The organism is Streptomyces sp. NBC_00448 (assembly GCF_036014115.1).
Classification (GTDB): Bacteria; Actinomycetota; Actinomycetes; order Streptomycetales; family Streptomycetaceae; genus Actinacidiphila.
Map to the genome: position 1 here is coordinate 3280163 of NZ_CP107913.1, position 23112 is coordinate 3303274.

17 protein-coding genes, 2 tRNA genes and 1 pseudogene are annotated in these 23112 nt (G+C 71.7%); 5 read left to right on the top strand and 15 right to left on the bottom strand.

Annotation, left to right across the window (positions count from 1 at the left end):
• Window positions 1-293: 293 nt before the first annotated feature.
• Entirely contained in the window at window positions 294-2264 is a 1971-nt protein-coding gene (locus tag OG370_RS13890; RefSeq protein ID WP_328464070.1) for a S53 family peptidase, read from the bottom strand.
• A 437-nt stretch (window positions 2265-2701) separates the two neighbouring features.
• Window positions 2702-2774 (bottom strand) — tRNA-Ala (locus tag OG370_RS13895).
• 215 nt (window positions 2775-2989) lie between these two features.
• Here OG370_RS13895 and OG370_RS13900 point away from each other — a divergent pair.
• Complete coding sequence (locus tag OG370_RS13900) at window positions 2990-4096, top strand: alkene reductase (RefSeq protein ID WP_328464072.1); 1107 nt, start codon at window positions 2990-2992, stop codon at window positions 4094-4096.
• A gap of 61 nt (window positions 4097-4157) precedes the next feature.
• On the opposite strand, the gene OG370_RS13905 is transcribed toward OG370_RS13900, so the two are convergent.
• The gene (locus OG370_RS13905; RefSeq protein WP_328464074.1) at window positions 4158-5672 is read right to left on the bottom strand and encodes an MFS transporter; all 1515 of its coding nucleotides are present in this window, start codon (window positions 5670-5672) and stop codon (window positions 4158-4160) included.
• 252 nt (window positions 5673-5924) lie between these two features.
• Here OG370_RS13905 and OG370_RS13910 point away from each other — a divergent pair, with 252 nt between their 5' ends.
• Window positions 5925-6854 carry a helix-turn-helix transcriptional regulator gene (locus OG370_RS13910; protein ID WP_328464076.1) on the top strand — a complete coding sequence of 310 codons (930 nt, stop codon included), beginning with the start codon at window positions 5925-5927 and terminating at the stop codon, window positions 6852-6854.
• 153 nt (window positions 6855-7007) lie between these two features.
• On the opposite strand, the gene OG370_RS13915 is transcribed toward OG370_RS13910, so the two are convergent.
• The 6 genes from OG370_RS13915 to OG370_RS13940 all read right to left on the bottom strand — a co-directional run bounded on the left by OG370_RS13915 (window position 7008) and on the right by OG370_RS13940 (window position 11070).
• Window positions 7008-7080, bottom strand: a tRNA-Ala gene (locus OG370_RS13915).
• 113 nt (window positions 7081-7193) lie between these two features.
• Entirely contained in the window at window positions 7194-7814 is a 621-nt protein-coding gene (locus OG370_RS13920; protein ID WP_328474068.1) for a histidine phosphatase family protein, read from the bottom strand.
• Window positions 7815-7938: 124 nt separating this feature from the next.
• On the bottom strand, window positions 7939-8382 hold the full coding sequence (gene rsfS / locus OG370_RS13925; protein WP_328464078.1) for a ribosome silencing factor: 444 nt from the start codon (window positions 8380-8382) through the stop codon (window positions 7939-7941).
• Between the two features lie 115 nt (window positions 8383-8497).
• Window positions 8498-10288: an LCP family protein gene (locus OG370_RS13930; protein WP_328464080.1), complete on the bottom strand. Its 1791-nt coding sequence runs from the start codon at window positions 10286-10288 to the stop codon at window positions 8498-8500.
• Window positions 10289-10318: 30 nt separating this feature from the next.
• Window positions 10319-10918 carry a nicotinate-nucleotide adenylyltransferase gene (gene nadD / locus OG370_RS13935; RefSeq protein ID WP_328464082.1) on the bottom strand — a complete coding sequence of 200 codons (600 nt, stop codon included), beginning with the start codon at window positions 10916-10918 and terminating at the stop codon, window positions 10319-10321.
• An 8-nt stretch (window positions 10919-10926) separates the two neighbouring features.
• Window positions 10927-11070, bottom strand: a complete 144-nt coding sequence (locus OG370_RS13940) for a hypothetical protein (protein ID WP_328464084.1) — start codon at window positions 11068-11070, stop codon at window positions 10927-10929.
• A gap of 222 nt (window positions 11071-11292) precedes the next feature.
• Between OG370_RS13940 and OG370_RS13945 the strand changes: the two genes are divergently transcribed.
• Window positions 11293-12345 carry a M48 family metallopeptidase gene (locus OG370_RS13945; RefSeq protein ID WP_328474070.1) on the top strand — a complete coding sequence of 351 codons (1053 nt, stop codon included), beginning with the start codon at window positions 11293-11295 and terminating at the stop codon, window positions 12343-12345.
• Window positions 12346-12548: 203 nt separating this feature from the next.
• Here the strand turns inward: OG370_RS13945 and OG370_RS41480 are convergent.
• From OG370_RS41480 to galE, 6 genes and pseudogenes are all read right to left on the bottom strand, one after another.
• Window positions 12549-13589 (bottom strand): annotated as a pseudogene (locus tag OG370_RS41480) (SCO2583 family membrane protein); the annotation flags it as partial.
• A gap of 64 nt (window positions 13590-13653) precedes the next feature.
• The gene (locus tag OG370_RS13950) at window positions 13654-14172 is read right to left on the bottom strand and encodes an SCO2583/SCO2584 N-terminal domain-containing protein (RefSeq protein ID WP_443060865.1); all 519 of its coding nucleotides are present in this window, start codon (window positions 14170-14172) and stop codon (window positions 13654-13656) included.
• Window positions 14173-14233: 61 nt separating this feature from the next.
• Complete coding sequence (locus OG370_RS13955; RefSeq protein WP_328464088.1) at window positions 14234-15520, bottom strand: glutamate-5-semialdehyde dehydrogenase; 1287 nt, start codon at window positions 15518-15520, stop codon at window positions 14234-14236.
• 311 nt (window positions 15521-15831) lie between these two features.
• Window positions 15832-16314 carry a hypothetical protein gene (locus OG370_RS13960; RefSeq protein ID WP_328464090.1) on the bottom strand — a complete coding sequence of 161 codons (483 nt, stop codon included), beginning with the start codon at window positions 16312-16314 and terminating at the stop codon, window positions 15832-15834.
• 198 nt (window positions 16315-16512) lie between these two features.
• A complete protein-coding gene (proB, locus tag OG370_RS13965) occupies window positions 16513-17613 on the bottom strand; it encodes a glutamate 5-kinase (protein ID WP_328474072.1) in 1101 nt (366 codons plus the stop codon).
• A 77-nt stretch (window positions 17614-17690) separates the two neighbouring features.
• Window positions 17691-18659, bottom strand: a complete 969-nt coding sequence (gene galE, locus OG370_RS13970) for a UDP-glucose 4-epimerase GalE (RefSeq protein ID WP_328464091.1) — start codon at window positions 18657-18659, stop codon at window positions 17691-17693.
• A 266-nt stretch (window positions 18660-18925) separates the two neighbouring features.
• On the opposite strand from galE, the gene OG370_RS13975 reads away from it, so the two are divergent.
• Together OG370_RS13975 and OG370_RS13980 are read left to right on the top strand one after the other, a co-directional pair.
• Window positions 18926-20692, top strand: a complete 1767-nt coding sequence (locus OG370_RS13975) for an FG-GAP repeat domain-containing protein (protein ID WP_328464093.1) — start codon at window positions 18926-18928, stop codon at window positions 20690-20692.
• 324 nt (window positions 20693-21016) lie between these two features.
• Window positions 21017-23092 carry a glycosyltransferase family 2 protein gene (locus OG370_RS13980; RefSeq protein WP_328464095.1) on the top strand — a complete coding sequence of 692 codons (2076 nt, stop codon included), beginning with the start codon at window positions 21017-21019 and terminating at the stop codon, window positions 23090-23092.
• Window positions 23093-23112: the final 20 nt, after the last annotated feature.

Consider the following 23112-nt stretch of genomic DNA (forward strand, 5'->3'; position numbering starts at 1 on the left):
CGATGTCGTGACGGCTGCGGCCGCCGGTGAGCCGGTCCGGAGAGCCCACGGGCGGACCCGGAGGCGGAAACAAAAAAACCCCTCGCACAGGAGGGGTGCCGCACTGACGTCTTTCGTGGTCAGCGCGGCGGGCTAAGCAGGAGGCTCACGGCTCGCATGCGGTCAGGGTACCGCAGCGGGGGGCAGGCCCGCACGGGGGCCGCCCCGGCCGGGCGGGAGCCCGCACCGGGGTTGCCGGTGCGGTCCCCGCGCCCGTGCCGGGGCGGCCTGGAACCTGTCGTCCGTACCTGCTGTCAGTGTTTGCCGGTCTTCTTCGCCGGCTTGTACGACTGGACGTAGTCCTTGGCCGGGGAGCCGACGCCGGTGACGTCGTCGTAGCCGACCGTGGCGTGCAGCGAGCTGTCCGTGCCGAAGGTGCGCAGGCTGGTGATCAGGCCGTCCGAGGCGTCCACGCTGTTCACGTAGTCGACGCGGACGTTGGCTATGCCCTGGCCCTGGCCGAGCGGGTGGTCGGTCACGTCGTGGTACGCGGAGGTGCCGTACCGGTCGTAGATCAGCGGGTTGGCGAAGCCGATCGGGACGCCGCCGCGGGCCTGCTCGGCGAGCGCCTGGACGCCGGCGATGACCGGGGAGGCCAGCGAGGTGCCGCCGAGGCGGTACTCGTTGTACTTCGCGGTGCCGTCCGGGAAGGTCTCCGTCTCACCGACCAGGAAGCCGGTGTTCGGGTCGGCGACGGCCGCGATGTCGGGCTCGACCCGCATCTTGGTGGTGCCGCCGTTCGCCAGCGCGAGCGAGTCGGGGACGACACCGCGCTGGTAGAAGGGCTGTTGGACGAGCTTGCTGGTGCCGCCGCCGGCGCCCGAGGTGAACGGGCCGGGGAAGCCGTCCCAGCTCTTGCCGTCGGCCGACAGCGGGGCGCGCTCGGTGCCCCAGCCGGTCTCCCACAGGTACTTGTCGTTCTTGCCGACCGCCAGCGAGGTGCCGCCGACGGAGGTGGCCCACTGGGAGTCCGCCGGGGTGTTGACGTCCTTGGCACCGTCGATGGTGTTGTCGCCGTCGTCGCCGGAGGAGAAGTAGAAGCCGATGCCCTCGACCACGCCCTGCTGGAAGGTCTGGTCGTAGGCGGCCTGCAGGTCCGGCGTCTCGTTGGCCTCGACGTCACCCCACGAGTTGCTCACGATGGTGGCGAGCCGGCCGTCGACGACCGTGTTGAGCGCGTCGAGCAGGTCGTCGTCGTAGCAGGACTTGGCGCCGACGTAGACGATGTTCGCGTCGGGGGCGACCGCGTGCACGGACTCGACGTCCAGGGACTCCTCGCCGTACCAGCTGGAGCCGCCGCAGTCCTCGACGCTGTTGTAGCCGTCGGGGCCGGGGGTGACCTGGGTCAGCTGGCCCTTGCGGTACTTCTGGCCGCCGGTGTCCTTCGCCAGCTTGGCGCTGTCGCCGACGATGTTCGGGGAGGCGTACGCGTCGGTGATCGCGACGGTGACGCCCTTGCCGGTGTACTTGCCGGCACCGTACGCGGAGCGCAGCTGGTCACCGGTGTAGCCCTTGATCGTGTACGGGGCCTTGCCGCCGTACGCGGAGGGAAGCTTCTTGTCGGTGTTCGACCCGTAGTAGGTCGAGAACGGCCCGGCGTTGGAGAAGGCGGCCTCGGGGGGAGGCAGCGTGTCGTCGTGGCTGGCTCGCTTGGGGGCGTTGTCCAGGCCGGTGACGGTGAGGACGGCACCCTTGAGGGCGGCGGGCGCGGACGCCGTGCTGGTGGGGGCGCGGTAGGTGTGGCCGCTCTTCGTGTAGTTGTGCAGCTGGGTGCCGAACGCCTTCTCGGCGGCCTTCACTTCACCGGTGACGGTGAGGTAGTGGGCGTTGGTGCCGGTCACCTTCAGGCCGGCCGAGGTCAGCCAGGCGGTGATGGCGTCGGTCTGCGCCTTGGTGGCGCCGAACCTGGCCTTGGCCTGAGCCTCCGTCAAGTAGTGGGCGTAGTCGGCGGAGTTCGGGTCCGAGACGGCCTTGGCGTAGGCGGCGAGGCCGCTTGCGTCCTTGCCCGCGAGGTAGACCCGCACGGTCACCTTGCCGCTGTCCGACGTGGCGCCCTTGTCCGCGTGGGCGGTGGCCCACTGCGGCTTGGTGCCGCTCAGGAGCTGGCGTCCGGCGGGCTGTGCGGCCGTGGCGCTCTGGGCGCCCAGCGCGAGGGCACCGGCGACCAGCGGCAGCGCCGCCGCCACCGCGAGTGCCGCGCGCGTTCTCTTGCGCTCAAATCTCATGAAACCCCCATACGCAGCGAATGGTTGTCGCATCCCAGACGGCGTCGCCGCTATGCGTGCGCGGCTCACCGCAGAGCGACACTCTTTCGCTGATCAGTTCATGCCAGGGATATGGTTTCACCAAGAGAAGGTCAAGGAATGGTACGCACCGGCGGCCGGACATGACGCCGCGACAGCCGCCCACCGCACCCCAACTGGCCTGCGGGCACGGCGAATCCGCTCCCCGACGAATTGATGTTGCTCGCTGCGCACCTGGCCAAACACCGGACCCGGTCCACGGAACGCGCCGAGTTGGCATGCTACGGCCGGAACGGGGTTGGCGGCAGCGGCAGTCGACGGCCGAGCCCGACGGTCGAAGCCTGATGCCCGGTGGCCGGTGGCCGGTGGCCGAACGAAAACGCCGCACACCTGGTGGTGTGCGGCGTCGATGATCGCTGTGGAGCTACGGGGAATTGAACCCCGGACCTCTTGCATGCCATGCAAGCGCTCTACCAACTGAGCTACAGCCCCGCGCGGACCCCGGGACACCCCGGCGACCTGGAGTTACTTTACACGGCGACGGAGCCGGGAAGCACATCGATTGGCGGGAGCGCCGGGCGGCGCGGCGGGGTCCCGGACGTCGGCCCCGCGCACCGGTGACGGGACCTGGTGGCACGACTCGTCGCGGTGTTCACGAAGTCTCAATAATTGGTGCAGGGTTCGCGGGCTACGGTGGGTTCGGCCGTGTGGACGAGAGGCTGGAGACCACCGTGACCACCGCGTTCGACCCGATCGACCTGGGCGGGATACGCCTGCGCAACCGGATCGCCATGGCGCCGATGACCCGCAGCCGGGCGTACGGTCCCGGGCTCAGCCCCACCGAGTCGGCCGCCGCGTACTACGCGCAGCGGGCCTCGGCCGGGCTGATCGTGACCGAGGGCACCCAGCCGTCGCCGGGCGGGCAGGGCTACCCCGACACCCCCGGGCTGCACAGCGCCGAGCAGATCGCGGCGTGGCGCCGGGTGACCGGCGCGGTGCACGCGGCGGGCGGCCGGATCTTCGCCCAGCTCATGCACACCGGGCGGATCGGGCACCCCTCGCTGCTGCCGGACGGGCTCTACCCGGTGGGGCCGTCCGCGGTCGCCGCGAAGGGCTCGGTCTACACCGCGAGCGGGCCGAAGGCGTACGTGGTGCCGCGCGAGCTGGGCGAGGACGACATCTGGCAGACCGTCGAGGACCACGCCACCGCGGCCCGCAACGCCATGGCCGCCGGCTTCGACGGGGTGGAGGTGCACGGCGCCAACGGCTACCTGGTGCACCAGTTCCTCGCCCCGAACTCCAACACCCGCACCGACCACTGGGGCGGCGACGACCAGCGCCGGACCCGGTTCGCGGTGGAGGTGGTACGAGCGGTGGCCGCCGCGATCGGCCCGGAGCGCACCGGGCTGCGGATCTCCCCCGGCAAGCCGTTCGGCGACATCGACGAGCCGGAACCGGACGCCACCTACCTCGCGCTGCTGCGCGCCGTGGAGCCGGTCGGCCTGGCCTACCTGCACCTGATCGAGAGCCCCGACCGGGCGCTGACGCTGGAGCTGCGCAAGCGGTTCGCCGGGGTGTTCATCCTCAACGCCCGGGCCGAGGGCGGGTATTCGGGCCCCGACCAGTTGCCCCTGATCGAGGACGGCACCGCCGACATGCTCGCCTTCGGCGCCCTCTTCCTCGCCAACCCCGACCTGCCGCACCGGCTGCGCCGCGGCGGACCGTACAACTCCCCCGAGCGGGCCACGTACTACGGCGGCGACGACCGCGGCTACACCGACTACCCGGCGCTGCCCGCGGCCGAGGAGGCGTGACCGTACGGTCGGCCGCGGCCGGTACGGGCCCTCCCGAACGAGCCCGTACGGGCCGCCCCGCTCAGCCCCGGCGGCGGACCGTCGCCACCACCGCGACCACCGCGCCCACCACGGCGACCGCGACCAGTGCGACCGAGGTGATCGCGTAGGCGTGGGCGGAGTGGTGCCCGCCGGTGCCGGAACCGACCCGGTTGAGGAAGACCGTGCCGAAGGTGGCCACGCCGATGAGCTGGCCGAGCTGGGTCACCGTGGCGAGCAGCCCGCTGGCGTCGGCCGCGTCCTCGGGTGCGACCTTGGACAGCGCGAGGGCGAACGTCGGGCTGAAGGCCAGGCCGAGACCGCCGCCCAGCAGCACCATGCCGACGTAGAAGGCCGCGCCGCCGTGGCCGCCACCGCGCAGGGCGAGTCCCAGGACCGCCAGCGCGATCGCGGCCAGCGCCATGCCGGCGCCGGCCAGCCGGTGCCACCAGGAACTCGGCAGCAGCCGCCAGTAGAGACTGGTGCAGCCGAAGACCACGGCGGTGACCGCGAAGGTCAGCCCGGTGCGCAGCGCGCTGTAGCCGAGACCGGTCTGCAGGTGCAGCGCCACCGCGAACAGGAAGCCCGCGTTCACCGCCATGGAGAGCATCAGCAGCGCGACCGACCGCGGCATCCCCGGCGCCCGCAGCACCCGGCCGGAGACCAGCGGGGCGCCGCCGCGCCTGGTCAGCCGCGACTCGATCACGGTGAACGCGGCGAACAGCAGAACGCTCAGCGCCAGGCAGATCCAGCCCCACACCGGCCAGCCCTCCTCCTGCCCGAGCACCAGCGGCACCGTGAGGAGGGTGACCGCCGCACCCAGCGCCACCAGGCCCGGCACGTCGAGGGAGCGCCGCCGCTCCGGCGCGGTCCGCCGGTCCTTCGGCAGCACCCGCGGGGCGACCACCAGCAGCGCCACGCCGATCGGCACGTTCACCAGGAACACCGGCCGCCAGCCGGTGCCGAACAGGTCGGCGCTGACCAGCACCCCGCCCAGCGACTGGCCGAGCGCGGCACCGGAGGAGATCACGGCCGAGTAGACGCTCATCGCGCGGGTGCGCGCCTCACCGCGGAAGTTCAGCTGGAGCAGGCTCAGCACCTGCGGGATCATCAGCGCGGACCCGGTGCCCTGCACGAAGCGGAAACCGATCAGCTCGCCGGTGTTCTGGGCGAGCCCGCAGGCCAGCGAGGCGGTCGTGAACACCGACAGCCCGATGATGAACAGCCGCCGGTGCCCGAACAGGTCGCCGAGCCGGGCGCCGGTGATCAGCAGCACCGCGTAGGAGATGGTGTAGCCGGCGATCACCAGTTGCAGGGCCGCGCCCGAGGCGTGCAGGTCCGTACGGATGGTGGGGGCCGCGACGTTGACGATGAAGACGTCGAGCAGCGCCATGAACAGCCCGGCGAGGATGGTCCCGAGCAGCAGCCCCGGACGGGGCCCGGCCCGGCCGGTACTTCCGGCTCCGGGTAGGACGGCGGCTGCCACGGAAGAGGGGGCGGGGGCGGACGTGGGATCGGGGGTCGCGGAGGTGGCTCCGGCCAGCGTGTCGTTGCTCATGTGGACGAGCCTGGCGCCGGCCCGGTACCAGTAACGAGAGCCCAGCGATCCTGGTACTGGCACCACCTGGCACCGGCGCCGCCGCCCGTACAGGATGGGGGCATGGCACAGCCGCAAGCTCGGCCGGACACGCGACGACAGGCCCACCAGGCGCAGGCGGCCACCCCGCCGCGGGCGCATCCACCGGCACAAGCGCAGACACAGGCGCAGGCACCCGCTCGGGCGGCAGCACCCCCGGCGCGGGTCGGCGGCGTGAAACCCCAGCGCCGCGGCGAGCTCGCCGCCTTCCTGCGCAGCCGCCGGGCCCGGATCAGCCCGGAGGACGTCGGCATGCCGCCGGGCTCGCGCCGCCGCACCCCCGGCCTGCGCCGCGAGGAGGTCGCGCAGCTCGCCGGGGTCGGCGTCACCTGGTACACGTGGCTGGAGCAGGGCCGCCCGATCAACGCCAGCGTGCAGGTGCTCGACGCGGTGGCCCGCGTGCTCCAACTCGACGTGACCGAGCGGGACCACCTCTACGGCCTTGCCGGCATCCCGTTCGTCAGCGAACCGGTCTCCGACGCGGAGATCGTCGGCGAGGAACTGCTCGGCGTACTCGGCTCCCTGGACCCGCTGCCGGCCGCCGTCTACAACGCCCGCTACGACGTGCAGGCCACCAACGCCACCTACCGCGTCCTGTGGCCGATGACCGCGCTCGTCGAACGCTGGGAGCGCAACGTCCTGTACAAGCTCTTCACGACCCCCGAGTGCTGCTCGACCTTCAAGAACAGCGCGGAGGAACTGCCGTGGATGGTCGCGCAGTTGCGCCGCAGCTACGCCCGACACATCGGCGAGTCCGCGTGGGAGGACTTCGTGGCGCTGCTGATCAAGGAGAGCGCGACCTTCGCGCAACTGTGGGCGAGCGGCAACGTGGCGGCGCCGGGCCGCCGGGTGAAGGTCTTCCGGCACGCGGAGGTCGGCATCATCAACCTGACCTCCCTGTCGCTGAGCATCGACGGCATGGCGGAGCACCGGATCGTGGTCTACACCCCGGTCGAGGAGGAGGACCGGCTGCAGATCGAGCGGCTGCGGGCGATCGATGACCCGATCGTCGGCTGCGAGCGGCACGGCCGGCGCCTGTCGGCGGCACTGGCGGACAGCGTCGGACGCACCGAGCGCGCCCGGCAGACCGGCCCCGCCGTCTGACCGGAGCCCGCCCTCCCGGAGTCCGCCGTCTGCCCCGGCCCGCCGTCCGACCGGCCCCGCACGCGAGGGGAACCCGGGCGCAGGGAGTCGAGCAGACGGAAAAGAGCGGGACCCGCCCGCGTCTTCCGCGAACAGGTCCCGCTCTCTCGTCTGTGGAGCTACGGGGAATTGAACCCCGGACCTCTTGCATGCCATGCAAGCGCTCTACCAACTGAGCTACAGCCCCGCGTCGGCCCGGTTGTCCCGGCGACGTGAAGAAGCATAGCCGGTGGACGGGCCGGAAACGAAATCGGCCGCACGGCCCGCCCGAGCAGCGGGAAGCGACGCTGCGCGCTGAACCTAGGCGTCGTCGCCGAGCACCGGTTCCGGCAGGGTGCCGGCGTTGTGCTCGGTCAGCCGCCAGCCGCGCGCGCCCTCACCGAGCACCGACCAGCAGCAGTTCGACAGGCCGCCCAGCGACTCCCAGCTCGTCGGGTCCAGGCCGAGCAGGCGGCCGATGGTGGTGCGGATGGCGCCGCCGTGGCTCACCACGACGAGCACTCCCCCGTCGGCGAGCTTGTCCGCGGCGGCGAGCACCAGCGGCGCGGCACGGTCGGCGACCTCCGTCTCCAGCTCGCCGCCGCCGCGTCGGACCGGCTCACCGCGCTTCCACGCGGTGTACTGCTCGCCGTAGCGGGCCAGGATCTCGGCGTGGGTGAGCCCCTGCCAGGCGCCGGCGTAGGTCTCCCGCAGGCCCTCGTACGGAGTCACCGGCAGGTCGGTCAGGGCGGCCAGCTCGGCCGCGGTGTCGGCGGCACGGCGCAGGTCCGAGGAGATGATCGCGTCGGGGGCGAGCGCGGCGAGCAGCCGGGCGGACCGGCGGGCCTGGGCCACGCCGGTCTCGGTCAGCGGGATGTCGGTGCTGCCCTGGAAGCGCTGCTCGACGTTCCAGGCGGTCTGCCCGTGGCGCCACAGCACGATCCGCCGACGCCGGTCGGGGACGGCCGCGTGATCGGACCCGGCCGCTCCCTCGGGGACGGCCGAACCCTCGGACCCGGCCCCACCCTCGGCGCCCCTCGCACGCTCGTTGCCGGTCACCGTGCCCTCACGCCTCCTCGCGCTCGGCGGCGTCGGCCGCCGCCTCCGCGGCCGCCGCGTGGGCCGCCGCCTTGCCCCGGGTGGCCACCGCGTCCTCGGGCAGCGCGATCTCGGGGCAGTCCTTCCACAGTCGCTCCAGCGCGTAGAAGACCCGCTCCTCGGAGTGCTGTACATGCACCACGATGTCGACGTAGTCCAGCAGCACCCAGCGGCCGTCACGCTCGCCCTCGCGCCGCACCGGCTTGGTGTCGAGTTCCTTGAGCAGGTGTTCCTCGATCGCGTCGACGATCGCCTTGACCTGCCGGTCGTTGGGCGCGGAGGCGACCAGGAAGGCATCGGTGATGGAGAGCACATCGCTGACGTCGTAGGCGATGATGTCGTGCGCGAGCTTGTCGGCGGCCGCCTGGGCGGCGGCGCGGGTCAGCTCGATGGAACGGTCAGTGGCGGTCACGGATGCGGCTTTCCGGTCGGGAACCTGTCGCCCCCAGGGTCTCACGACCCTCCGACAGACCCCGACCGCATTACCGGGCGACGCAGCTGACCTGCGGCGCCACCCGGTCGGACGGTCAGCCGTCGTCGTTGGTCGGCTTGTAGTCCTTGCCGAGGACCACCGAGATGTCGGCGTTCGACGGGACCGTGCCCTTCTTCACCGCGGTCGCCTGCAGGCCCAGCGTGGCGGCCACGTCCTTGGCCGCGGCCTCCCGGGCCGGGTCGGTGTAGAGCACCTGGGACACCGCCTGCACGGTGGCGGACTTGCCGCCAGACACGTAGGTGTAGGTGCCGCCGTTGACGATCGCGGCCTGCGCCATGGCCGCGGACTTGGCGTTGCCGCTGGCGTCCTTGATCGCGACTCTCGCCGGACCTGAGTTCCCGGTGGCCTGCTTCACGTTGCCGCCGAGCACGTCCTTCACCACGCTGTCGGTGGCCGCCTCGCTGAGCGTGCCGTCCTTCTGCACCGGCAGCATCGAGGTGCTGTACTGGCCGGTCTTGGCGAGGTCGGCGAGCTGGGCGAGCGAGGCACCGAGCTGCTTGTCGGTGAGCGACGGGTCGAGGATCTGGGCGAGCGCCTGCACCGTCCTGGTCGCGTCGGGCGCGTCGCTCGGCATCTTCATCAGCACCGCCTGCATGACCTGCCCGAACCGGTTGAGCTGGGCGGTCTGCGGCTCGCCGGGAGCCTTGTACGTGGCGTACGCGACCGCGGCGTCCCCGCTCAGTTCCTGCTGCTCGCCCTTGGGCACGAGCACCTTGTCCTTGTCCTTGCCGGTGCCCTTGACCTCGGTGTCGGTGTTGACGTAGATGTCGCCGAGGGAGTCGACCAGCAGCTCCAGATACGGCGAGTCGAGCCGCCAGCTGCCCTTGATGTCGGTGCCGAGCAGGGTGTTGAGCGAGTCCCGGGTGGGCCCGACACCGTTCGCCACGGACTTGTCGAGGGTGGTCACCGAGCCGTCGTCATCGGTGAGTTGGACGTCGCCCGGGATCAGCACGGTGTTGCCGTGCTTCTTCGTCGTGTTGTCCACCAGCAGCGCGGTGGAGCTGGCGCCGCCGTTGACCGGCAACATGTGCACCACGATCACGTCGCGCCGCTCGGCGCCGCCGCTCGCGGCCGCCGCCGCGGAGCCCTTCTTGAATCCGGGGAGCTTCCCGGCCTGCCACAGATACCCGCCACCGCCGAGCAGGGCGAGCACAAGTATGACCACCAGGCCGAACTTCCGTTTGCGGCCCCGCCGTTTGGCCTCCTCCCGGCGCTCGGTGCGCGACTCGGAGAACTTCAGCCAGTCGATGACCTCTTCGGACTCCTCCGACTCCTCGTCGACGAAGGCGAACTGCTCGGTGCGGTAGTCCTGCGCGGCCTGTAGCTCCGCCTGCTCCGCCGCCGCGGACGCCTGCTCGTCCTGGTAGGCCGGTTGCTGCCCGGTGGAATAAGCCGGTTGCTGACCCGTCTCGTACGCGGGCATCTGCCCGGTCTGGTAAGCGGGTTGCTGCCCTGTGTCGTACGCCGGCTGCTGGCCGGTGTCGTACGCCGGCTGCTGTCCGGTGCCGTAGGCGGGCATCTGCCCGGTGCCGTAGCCCTGGTCGTAGCCGGGCTGGTAGCCCTGCTGCGGGTAGACCGGGTGCGCGCCGGTGTCGTACTGCTCCTGGTACGGCGGCGGGGCCTGCTGGGGGACCCCGTAGCCCTGCTGCTGGCCGCCGTACGTCGAGGACGGGTCCTGGTAGGGCGGCGGGGGCTGGGTGAGCGGGCGGCCGTACTCGTCGTAGCCGTAAGGCTGCTGCTGGTAGTAGGGGTCCTGCGCGTAAGGGTCTCTCTCGTTGTCTGGACCGCCCTCGGCATAGTGCCTGCGGGGGTTTGCGTCGTTCACGAGGAACCCCTTCACGTTTGCTGTGCGCCGCTACCCGGTCTCGTGCCGGTAGAGCGCGCGCTTGTCGATGTAGCGCACCACACCGTCCGGAACCAAGTACCAGACCGGGTCTCCCTTGGCCACCCGCTGGCGGCAGTCGGTCGACGAGATCGCCAGCGCCGGGACCTCCACCAGCGACACTCCGCCTTCGGGGAGGCCCGGGTCCGACAGCGTATGCCCTGGACGTGTGACGCCGATGAAATGCGCCAACGCGAAGAGCTCCTCGGCATGCCGCCAGGACAGGATCTGCGAGAGCGCGTCGGCCCCCGTGATGAAGAACAGCTCCGCCTCGGGGTGGTCGTTCCGCAGATCCCGCAGGGTGTCGATGGTGTAGGTCCGGCCGCCGCGGTCGATGTCGCTCCGGCTCACCGAGAACTGCGGATTGGAGGCGGTGGCGATCACCGTCATCAGGTAGCGGTCCTCGGCGGCCGAGACCTTGCGGTCTTCCTTCTGCCAGGGCTGGCCGGTGGGCACGAAGACGACCTCGTCGAGGTGGAAGAGACTCGCCACCTCGCTCGCGGCCACCAGGTGCCCATGGTGGATGGGGTCGAAGGTACCGCCCATCACGCCGATGCGCTTCTTCTCTGACATGCGGACGGCTAGTCCCGGTTGAAGCGGGTGACGACCCACAGGAGGAGCAGGAGGGCGCCCAGGGCGCCGAATCCGGTCAGGTAGGGGCTGAGGCTCGGGTGGTTGCCGCCCTCGGCGAGTGTGGTCAGGGTGGTGGCTGCTGCGGTCGACATTCGGCTGACCCTTTGCTTTCTCGGGGACGGGCGGGAAGACTCACGGCACATGGTACGGGCGGTGCCCGGGGAACTTCGCGCTGGCTCCGCGCGTCCAGCACTGTGTAACGGTTGGCGAGCAGGGGGTTGGCCCACGTGTCCGAATCGTCCCAGTCGAAGAAATCGAAGAAGGACGGGCCCGGCGGAAAGGGCTCGGCCGGCAAGAGTTCGGGTGGTGAGAAGCTGCCCAGCCGCACCCGGCGCCGGTTCCCCGACATCTCGTCGCGGGCCTACGAACACCCGGCCGACAAGTCGGCGCTGGTGGCGCTGCGCAAGCTCACCGGATTCGACACCGTCTTCAAGGCGTTGAGCGGGCTGCTGCCCGAGCGCAGCCTGCGGCTGCTGTTCCTGTCCGACTCCGTCCGGGTCAGCGACGAGCAGTTCGCGCACCTCAACGCGATGCTCCGGGACGCCTGTTACATCCTCGACCTGGAGAAGGTCCCGGCCTTCTACGTGACGCAGGACCCGCAGCCGAACGCGATGTGCATCGGTATGGACGAGCCGATCATCGTGGTCACCACCGGCCTGGTGGAGCTGCTGGACGAGGAGGAGATGCGCGCGGTCGTCGGCCACGAGGTGGGCCACGCGCTGTCCGGCCACTCCGTCTACCGGACGATCCTGCTCTTCCTCACCAACCTCGCCCTGCGGGTGGCGTGGATACCGCTGGGAAACCTGGCGGTGCTGGCGATCGTCACCGCGCTGCGCGAGTGGTTCCGCAAGTCCGAACTGTCCGCGGACCGGGCCGGGCTGCTGGTCGGCCAGGACCTCCAGGCGTCGATGCGCGGCCTGATGAAGCTGGCCGGCGGCAACCACCTGCACGAGATGAACGTGGACGCCTTCCTCAAGCAGGCCGACGAGTACGAAGCGGCCGGCGACCTGCGCGACTCCGTGCTGAAGATCCTCAACGTGCTGCCGCGCAGCCACCCCTTCGCCACCGTGCGCGCCAGCGAGCTGCGCAAGTGGGCGACCAGCCGGGACTACCAGCGGCTGATGGACGGCCACTACCCGCGGCGCACCGACGACAAGGACGCGTCGGTCTACGACACGTTCAAGGAGTCGGCCAGTCACTACTCCGAGCGGGCGAAGCAGAGCAAGGACCCGCTGGTCGGTCTGATCCGCGATCTGGGCAACGGCGCCGGTGACATCGGCGGCAAGCTGCGCGACAAGTTCACCGGGGCGGGCGGCAAGGGCGACACCGGCCCCGACCCGTCGGGCGCCGCGCCCGAAGGGGCGTAGCAGCGCGCGACGGGCACCGCGGACGCGGCGGTCACCGTCGCCGGCGGCACGACCGCACTGCCGGTCGTGCCGCCGGTCGCGGTCACCAGCCCCGTCTCGGTCGCCGTCGCGCGCCCGGACCCGGGCCCTGACCCTGCCCCGCTCCCGGTGGGAGTGGGCGTACGGGCGGTGGCCGTGCCGGTGGGGGCGGCCGCGGTGCCGTCCATCGCGCTGCAGACCGAGCCCGCCGGGTGGTCGGGCCGGTACGGGTCGACGCCGTCGAGCCGGCCGCCGCTGCCGCCGGCGAGTATCGGCCGGAAATAGCTGCCGACGGTGTCGGTGCAGGCCAGCGGCCCGGCCTGGACGTCGGCGTCGACCAGCTCGATGTGGTGCTGCCGCACATCCGTGTGGTTGACGTGGAAGGTCAGATCGCGCCGGACCGAGAACAGTGACACCGGGGTGTCCGACTCACCGTGCAGGGCGTAGAAGAAGGTGTAGTCGGTGACGATCTCCAGCTCGCTGCCGGCCGCGGCGGTCCGCACCTTGCCGTCGTTCACACGGATGGCGTTGTCGGCGCTGCCCGCGAGGGAGATCCCCGCGCTCGGGTCGAAGCGCACCAGCCAGCCGGTGGCCGCGTGGCTGCCGTCGTCGCTGGGCTGGGTGAGGGTGGCGTCGAACTGGTCGAGCTGGCCGGGGCTCAGCAGGTCACGCACCGGCTCCAGGTCGCCGGAGATCACCGTCTCGCGGTCGAGCGAGGTGACGGTCAGATACTCCTTCGCGGTGTCCAGCGCCTCCTGGACCTCGCTCTGCGCGTAGCCGCCGATCCGCCGGGCCGCGTCGGTCGGCACCCTGATGCCGTGTCCGTACCCCTCGGCGCGGCTGCCGGCGAACGGCTCGCTCGGCGAGACCGCCTGCACCGTGCCCTTCGGCACCAGAGGTATCAGGTTCACCCGGATCTGCTCGCTCACCGCGGGGGTGTGGCTGCGGTACGGGTGGCGGACCCCCATGTAGACGGCGAAGCCGAACGCCACCATGATCAGCGCGAACATCGCCAGTGCCTGGCGGGCCAGGCCGTGCGGCATCACATGGCGGATGTGCACCGCGTGCGCGGCGTCGTCGAGCCGCTCGCGCGCGGAGTACTCCTGGATACGGGCAGCCTTGACGAACGACTCGTCGAACACGACGGATCGGTATTCGCTCTCGTCGTCGCCCCCGGCCGGCACGCCGTCGGGCGAGCCCTCGGGAGGGTCCTCATGCCCGCTCATATCACAAGGTTAAGTCCGTATGGACGGGAACAGGCGCCCTTGTGGCGGTCAAGTTGACGTGCGATCAGGGCTGCGGGACGAAGTGGATGGTCGGGGTCGCCGATGTGCCGATCGGCGGGTGCGTCGGCGGCGGGGTCGTGGTGCGCCCGCCGCCCGCGCCCCGGTAGACCGCGGCGAAGGTCAGGGCGACCACGCCGATGCCCATCACCACCGCGAGCGCCCAGGCCACCGGCCGGTGCCAGCGGGTGCTGCCGGCGCGGTAGGGGTGCCCGGCGGCGTAGAGCTCGTCCGACTCCAGGACGGAGTCGTCCTCCAGCTCGGGTACGGTGGCGCCCCGGCTTCTGTGCCGTCCGGGACGGCTGGGTGGCAGCGCGGGACCTTCGGCGACGGCAAGCATCCGTTCCCTGGCCGTGGGCTCATGGAACAGAGCGGACCGTACGAATTCCTCGTCGAGGACTACGGAGGCGAACTCGTCATCGTCCGGCATCTGTTCAGAGTAAGCCGGAAGGGGCCCTTTTGGGCAGGGCTTTCCTGGCCCACCGTGCGGCGGCTGTGCGCCAGTGGCGGGGGCGTGGTACGCCAGCCGTCCCGACCGCCGGGGCGGGCGGGACGGCGGATACCGGTGAGTACCTGTGGGGCGCCGGTCAGCGGATGTGGCCGTCGCCCGTGACGATGTACTTGGTGGAGGTCAGCTCGGGCAGGCCCATCGGGCCGCGCGCGTGCAGCTTCTGGGTGGAGATGCCGATCTCGGCGCCGAAGCCGAACTGGCCGCCGTCGGTGAACCGGGTGGAGGCGTTCACCATCACCGCGGCGGCGTCGACCAGCCGGGTGAAGCGGCGGGCGGCGGCCTGCGAGGTGGTCACGATCGCCTCGGTGTGGCCGGAGGACCACAGCCGGATGTGCGCGACGGCCGCGTCCAGCGAGTCCACCACGCCGGCCGCGATGTCGTACGACAGGTACTCCGTCTCCCAGTCCTCGGCGGTGGCCGGCACCACGGTGGCCTTGCCGTCGTGCGCCCGCGCGGCCGCCACCACCCCCGGGTCGCCGTGCACGGTGACGCCCGCCTCGGCGAGCGCGTCCAGCGCGAGGGGCAGGAAGCGGTCGGCGATGTCGCGGTGCACCAGCAGGGTCTCGGCGGAGTTGCAGACGCTGGGCCGCTGCGCCTTGGAGTTCACCAGGATCTGCACGGCGGTGTCCAGGTCGGCCTCGGCGTCCACGTAGACGTGGCAGTTGCCGGTACCGGTCTCGATCACCGGCACGGTGGAGCCCTCGACGACGGTACGGATCAGGGCGGCGCCGCCGCGCGGGATCAGCACGTCGACCTGGCCGCGGGCGCGCATCAGCTCGGTGACGGACTCACGGCTCTCACCGGGCACGAGCTGTACCGCGTCCGCGGGCAGGCCGGCGCCGCCGATCGCGTCGCGCACCACGGTGACCAGGGCGGTGTTCGAGGCGTACGCGGAGGACGAGCCGCGCAGCAGCACCGCGTTGCCGGACTTCAGGCAGAGCGCGGCGGCGTCCACGGTGACGTTCGGGCGGGCCTCGTAGATGATGCCGACCACGCCGAGCGGGACCCGGACCTGCCGCAGGTCGAGGCCGTTGGGGAGGGTGGAGCCGCGCAGCACCTCGCCGACGGGGTCGGGCAGCGACGCGACGTGCCGTACGTCGGCGGCGATCGCGGCGACCCGCTCGCGGGTGAGGGTGAGCCGGTCGATGATCGCCTCACTGGTGCCGGCGGCCTTCGCCCGGGCGACGTCCTCGGCGTTGGCGGCGACGATCTCCTGGGTGCGGACGATCAGCGCGTCCGCGATGGCCAGCAGCGCGTCGTCCTTCGCCGCGCGGGCCTGCGGGGCCAGCTCCGCGGCGGCGGCGCGGGCGCGGTACGCGGCCAGCAGCACGGGGGATGTGGGGAGCGGCGAGGGCAATTCCATGCGGTGCAGGGTACCCTGACCCGCCCGGGTGGCTGGTTCTGACGGTTGAGGGACCACCTGCCGGTGGGGGTTGCGCCCGCCGTTCTCCCCCAGAGCTTCGCCTGGGAGGTACCCCCACGCGCCCCTGGATTTGTGACGGCTCTTCCCGGGCTCCCTCGGCTTCGCGCCGTCACGATTCCTGTTTCGTTCCCGGCCTTCCCCCGGTGGGCTGTTGAGCGCGCAGTTCCTCCCCCAGAGCTTCGCCTGGGAGGTACCCCCAGCGCCCCTTGGTGGGGCTGCTCGCCGCGGAAATGGTGCACCGTCCACGGTGCCTAGTACGGGTGGACGCCTACGGGGACGGCGGGTGGGGGGCCGTAGCCTTCGGCGAGGCGTTGGTGGTAGGTGGTGCGGTCGATGACTTCGAGGCCGACGGTTTCCCAGGGGGGCAGCCCGGCGGTGGAGCGGTGTTCGCCCCACAACCGCAAGGCCAGCGCAGCGGCATCGTGGAGGTCGCGGGCCTCTTCCCAGTAGCGGATCTCGGCGTGGTCGGTCGCGTAGCGGCTGGTGAGCAGGAACGGGTGATCGTGCGCGAGCTGTTCCAGTCCGCGTCTGACCTCGGCGAGGGGGGCGCGGGGTCCGGAGACGCTGAGCGTGACGTGCCACAGCCGGGCGGAGGGGTGCTCGTCGTGCCCGGTCTCCGCGTCGTCCGCGCTGCTGCCGGCGCCGGCCGTACCGACGTCGTGCCCGCTGCTCACGCTGACGAGCGCGCGCCCCGATGTCCCCCTGGACGAGTGCCCTGGGCGCCCTCGTTTCACCGGTGGCCTCCCTGTGGGTGACGTGACCGAGCCCGCCCGCACGCTCCCGGCGGACGACTCCTCCGCTTCACAGTTGACCAGGCTCGGCGGCCGGGCGTGGCGTTTTCCCGGAGATTGGCCGAGGAGCGACCGGCCGGGCGGGTCCCGGGGGCCGGGCGGAACCGGGCATTCGCACGCGGGAAACGGGCAGCCCCTTGCTCAGGGGCGCAGCAGTACGAGGTCGTCGCGGTGGACCACTTCGCGTTCGTACGCCGGGCCGAGTTCCCTGGCGAGGTCGCGGGTGGAGCGGCCGAGCAGGCGGGGCAGTTCGCGGGCGTCGAAGTTGACCAGGCCGCGGGCGACCGGGTGGCCGGATTCGTCCAGCAGGTCGACCGGGTCGCCCGCGGTGAAGTCGCCCTCGACCGCGGTGAGTCCGGCCGGCAGCAGGGAGCTGTGCCGCTCGGTGACGGCGCGCACCGCGCCCGCGTCCAGCCGCAGCGAGCCGCGCGGGGTGGAGGCGTGCGCGAGCCACAGCAGACGGTCGGCGGAGCGCTTGCCGGTGCGGTGGAAGTACGTGCCGGTCTCGCGGCCGGCCAGCGCGTCGGCGGCGTGCACGGCGGAGGTGAGCACCACCGGCACCCCGGCGCCGGTGGCGATGCCGGCGGCCTCGACCTTGGTGACCATGCCGCCGGTGCCGACGCCGGCCCGGCCCGCGCTGCCGATGGAGATGCCGGCGAGGTCGCCGGGGCCGGTGACCTCGCCGACCAGGCTGGTGCCGGGGGTGCGCGGGTCCCCGTCGTAGAGGCCGTCGACGTCGGAGAGCAGCACCAGCAGGTCGGCGTGGACGAGGTGGGCGACGAGGGCGGCGAGCCGGTCGTTGTCGCCGAACCGGATCTCGTCGGTGGCGACGGTGTCGTTCTCGTTGACGATCGGCAGGGCGCCCATGGCCAGCAGCTGGTCGAGCGTGCGGTAGGCGTTGCGGTAGTGGGTGCGGCGGCTGACGTCGTCGGAGGTGAGCAGCACCTGGCCGACGCGGATGCCGTACCGGGCGAAGGAGGCGGTGTAGCGGGCGACCAGCAGGCCCTGGCCGACGCTGGCGGCGGCCTGCTGCCGGGCCAGGTCGCGGGGGCGGCGCGGCAGGCCGAGCGGCGCGAGCCCGGCGGCGATCGCGCCGGAGGAGACGAGGACCACCTCGCGGTCCGCGCGGGCCTTGGCCAGCACGTCGACGAGGGCGTCCACCCGGTCGGCGTCCAGCCCGCCCGCGGCCGTGGTCAGCGACGAGGAGCCGACCTTCACCACGACCCTGCGGGCCTCCACCACGTCCTGCCGTGCCGCCGCTGCCACCTGCGCCGTCCCTCTGTCCGCTGTTCCGCGATCCGTCCGGCCGTGACGAGCCGTCACCCCGGGTGGCGCGCCTGCCAGCCCGCCCATGCCGAACCCACCATCTCCCGGACGTCGTACTGTGCGCGCCAGTCCAGCTCCTTGGCGATCGCCTCGGCCGAGGCGATGACACGGGCCGGGTCACCCGGGCGGCGCGGGCCGACTTCGGGCACGAGATCAGTGTGACCGGTCACCTCGCCGATCACCGTGACCATCTCGGCCACCGAGACGCCGAGGCCGGTGCCGATGTTCAGCACCAGGGCGGTGTCCGGGTCGGCGGTGAGCCGGCGGGCGGCGGCCAGGTGCGCGGAGGCGATGTCCTGGACGTGGACGTAGTCGCGGACGCAGGTGCCGTCCGGCGTCGGGTAGTCGTCGCCGAAGATCAGCGGCGGCGCTCCCGCGGCGAGCCGCTGGAAGACCATCGGGACGAGGTTGGACACGCCGGTGTCGGCGAGTTCCGGGGTGGCCGCGCCCGCGACGTTGAAGTAGCGCAGCGAGACGGTGGCCATGCCGTACGCCCGGCCGGCCGCCGCGACCAGCCACTCGCCGGCGAGCTTGGTCTGGCCGTACGGGCTCATCGGCGCGCAGGGGGTCTGCTCGGTGACGAGGTCGACGTCGGTCGGGCCGTAGACGGCCGCGGAGGAGGAGAAGACGAAGCGGCGCACCCCGGCGGCCGCGGCCGCGTCGAGGACGGTCCGCAGTCCGTCGATGTTCTCCCGGTAGTAGTACAGCGGGCGTTCGACGGACTCGGCGACCTGCTTCCGGCCGGCGATGTGCACGATCCCGTCGACGGCGTACTCGCGCAGCACGCGCGCCAGCACCTCCGCGTCGAGCACCGAGCCGCGCTCCAGCACGATGCCGGCCGGCAGCCGGGCCGGGTCGCCGCTGCTCAGGTCGTCCAGGACCACGAGGCTCTCGCCGGCGGCGGTCAACTCCCTGACGACGTGGGACCCGATGTATCCGGCTCCGCCGGTGATCAACCACATCGTCCCACCCTAACAGCGGGGGCGGCGGGGCCCGATGGCCGCTTCCGGAGGCCGCCCGGCCGTCACCCGAGGTACAGGAGATCTTCACCGAATTCACAGAAAAGCCTTGCGCTTCGAGCACATATCCGCATAGGACAGAGAGTCGGAGCACCCCGGGGGGGACATCGGCGGTCGAGGCGACCTGCGCGCTCTGCGCGGTCCTGCCTGCGACACGTGGCCCGGCGCTGTGGTGCCCGCACACCATTTCTCGACGAAGGAACACACACGTGTCCAACACCACTCGCCGCAAGGGCCGCCGTACGGTCGCCTGCGCGGTGCTCGGCTGCGCGGGCCTGCTGGCCACCGGCGCGCTGAGCGGCACCGCGGCTGCTGACGCGCCCGGTGCCCCCGGCCCGGTCAAGCGGCCGGCCGCCACGGCCAAGGCCTCGCAGTTCTCGCTGCCGGCCCGCTCGTCGAAGAAGCTGCGCGGCAAGACCGCGAAGATCGCCACCTCCGCCGCGACCACGCACCCGTCCGACTTCGACGGTGACGGCGCGGACGACCTGGTCTACCGGTACAGCAACGGCGACATCGTCATCGACCTGCTCAACGGCGCCTCCAACCGCCTCACCACGGTGATCGAGGGCGACACCTCGCAGGTGAAGGACCTGCTGACGCCGGGCGACCTGAACGGCGACGGCAAGCCCGACCTGCTGACGCTGACCGCCAGCGGCTCGCTGCGCCTGCACAGCGGCGCCAACGGGCTGCAGACCGACGGCTTCCAGTCGTACACCACCATCGGCACCGGCTGGCAGCAGTACAACAAGCTGTTCGCGCCCGGCGACCTCAACGGTGACGGCAAGCCCGACCTGCTCGCGCGCAGCTCGGCCGGACTGTTCTTCTACCCGGGCACCGGCTCGGGCTCGGCGCCCTTCGGCGCCCGGGTCCAGGTCGGCGGCGCGGGCTGGAACCAGTTCAACCAGCTCGTCGGCGTGGGCGACTTCAACGGCGACGGCATCGGCGACATCGTCGTCCGCAACTCCAGCGGTCTGTGGCTGTACACCGGCAGCGGCAAGGCGGCCACCCCGTTCTCGGCGAAGACCCAGATCGGCGGCACCGGCTGGAACCAGTACAACCAGATCCTCGGTGGCGGTGACTACGACGGCAACGGCACCCAGGACCTGCTGGCCCGCGGCTACGACGGCACCCTCTACCTGTACGACGGCAACGGCAACGGCACGTTCGACCCCACGCGCGTGACGGTCGGCACGGGCTGGGGCTGGGAGCGGCAGTTCGCGGGCGCCGGCGCCAACCCGTTCTTCGGCAAGGACGGCATCTACGCCAACACCTCCAACGGCACCCTGTACTACTACGACGCCACCGGCACCGGGAACCTCGACGCGAAGTACGACGCCGGCACCGGCTTCGACCGCAGCGCGATCCGGCTCTACGAGGTCTCCTCGCTGACCGACTCCGGGTTCTCGGACCTGATCGGCAAGGGCCTGTACGACGGCCACCTGTACAACCTGGCGAACTACGCCATCGACGACGACATGCTCGCCGGCGGTTCGACGTCGTACAACCTGGTGGTCGGCCCCGGTGACCTCAACGGCGACGGCAAGGGCGACCTGCTCGCCCGCACCTCGTCGGCGCTGTACTACTACGGCGGCAACGGCAACGGCCTGTCGATGAAGGGCCGCGTGCAGATCGGCGGCAGCGGCTGGAACCAGTACAACCAGATCGTCGGCACCGGCGACCTGACCGGTGACGGCAAGGCGGACATCGTCGCTCGCTCGTCGGCCGGGCTGTACCTGTACGCCGGCACCGGCAACGCGTCCTCACCCTTCGGGGCGAAGAAGAAGATCGGCGGTACCGGCTGGAGCCAGTACAACAAGCTGATCGCGCCCGGCGACATGAACGGCGACGGGGTGGCGGACCTGCTGGCCCGCAGCTCGAAGGGCCTGTACTTCTACGCGGGCACCGGAACCGGCACCTTCAAGGCGCGGGTCCAGATCGGCGGCGCCGGCTGGAGCCAGTACGCCGACCTGGGCTGATCCGAGCAACCAGCGGCTCACCTGAGGGGCGCCGGCACCGCTTCACGCGGTGCCGGCGCCCCTTGCCGTTCCCGCCCGGCGCCGCGCCCACCCCGCCCATCCCGCCGACGTCCCACCTGAACAGCCGCCGACGTCGAAGTGACACCAGTCACAATCCGCGGTGTACGTACATCCTTTCGCCCGCTGAATCGTCTTACCGCAGAGCGCCACGTACCCCTGAGGCACGCCCGCGCTCTGTTCGGCGACCCCTCACGGCCGCCGTAGGATTCCACGGACATACCAGCGGCCTGAACCAGCGCTGCGAAAGGCGAGGCGGAAACAAGGATGTCGGTCAAGGTCAGCGTCATCGTCCCGGTCTACAACCCCGGGAAATACATAGAGCCGTGCATCGCGTCGCTGTTGGGGCAGACGCTGCCGGCGGACGAACTGGAACTCCTTTTCGTCAATGACGGCTCGACCGACGACACCCCCGCGAGACTGGACCGGCTCGCCGCCGAGCACTCGCAGGTGCGGGTGATCCACATCCCGAACTCCGGCTGGCCGGGCAAGCCGCGCAACATCGGCGTCGAGCAGGCGCGCGGCGAGTACGTGCACTTCGTCGACCAGGACGACTACATGGCGCCCGACGCGCTGCGCCGGCTGTACGACATGGGCCACCGCAACGGCTCGGACATCGTCTTCGGCAAGGTCGCGAGCAACTTCCGCGGCGTCCCGCACGGCGTCTTCCGGGTCAACCGCGAGAAGTGCACGATCCACGACGCGCCGCTGGTGGACAGCCTCACGCCGCACAAGATGTTCCGCACCCAGTTCCTGCGGGACAACAAGATCGCCTACCCCGAGGGCAAGCGGCGGCTGGAAGACCAGCTGTACATGATGGAGACCTACTTCCCGGCGAAGGTCGTCTCCATCCTCGGCGACTACACCTGCTACCACTACTCCAAGCGCGACGACGGCAAGAACGCCGGCTCGGCGAAGATCGTGCCGTCCGGTTACTACGGCAACCTGCGCGAAGTGCTCGACGTGGTGGTCGCCAACACCGAGCCCGGCACCTTCCGGGACGACCTGCTGCGCCGCTTCTACCGGGTCGAGATGCTCGGCCGGCTCAGCGAGCCGTCGGTGCTGAAGTACACCCCCGAGTACCGCGACGAGATGATCGACGCCGTCAACGACGTGGCCGGCGACTTCGTCAACGACGGGGTGCACGACGGGCTCGGCGCCATCATGCGGCTGCGCTCCACCCTGCTGCGCCGCGACCGGCGCGAGCAGCTGGTCGTGGTCGCCCGCCGGGCCTCCTCGGTCAAGGGCGCCGCCCGGCTGGAGGACTTCCGCTGGGTCGACGGCCGGATCGCCGTCACCGTCACCGCCCGCCTGGTGTGGGGCGACGACAAGAAGCCGCTGTCGCTGCTGCGCCGCGGCGACCGCTACTACCTGCACCCCGACTTCCACCAGGACCTGCTGGAGGACGGCGAGCTGATCGACGTCACCGACGAGATCGACGGCTACCGCGCGGAGGTCAGCATCCGCGACCGGGAGACCGCGGTGGAGTGGGCCTGCCCGGCGGAGTTCGAGACCGCGGTGGAGGACCTGCCGGCCGTCGCGGGCGGCCCGGAGGGCGTGCTCTGCGAGGTGGTGCTGCACGGCACCGGCTACCTCGACCCCAAGGCGGTCAAGGGCCGTGACGCGCTCACCCGCGGCATGTGGGACGTGTGGGTGCCGGTGCGCGGCCTCGGTCTGGTCCGCAAGGCCCGGCTCGGCGCCGACCGGGCGCCGGGTGTGGACGACGCGTGCCTGCCCGCCCTGCTCGGCGAGCCCGCCCAGCTCACGGTGCCGTACTTCACCGACCCGCACGGCAACCTGACGCTGGACGTGGCGCGGCGCGGCAAGAAGCTCGGCGACGCGCTGGCCGGCCACGAGGTGCTGCGGATGCCCGGCGACCAGCTGGAACTGGAGCTGGCCGCGGTCTCGCACACGGGCACCGCCACGGCCCGGGCCTGGCTGGTGCTGCGCGGCACCGGTCCGGACGCGGCCTTCGCGGGGCTGCCGGCCGTGCTGGAGCCGGTGGGCGGCCGGGTGCACCTGCGGCCGGCCGACGTCAAGGAGGGCGCCACTCCGTTCACCGGGCTGCGGCCGGGCACCTGGCAGCTGTCGGCCCGGCTGGACGGCGCCGCCTCGGGACCCGAGCTGAAGATCGGGCAGGTGCGGGTCGACGACCGCGGCCGGCTGCACCCGGTCGAGGGTCTGGCTACGGTGGACCCGGCGACCGCCCGTGAGGCCCAGGCCCAGCGGCGCCGGTCGGCCAAGCGCAGCATGCTGAAGCGGATCGGCGGCCCGGTGATGCAGCGGCTCAACCCCGGCTCCCGCAAGAAGCTCCGGCGGATGGCCGCGCGCTTCGGCGCCTAGGTTCGGAGCCTGGATTCGGA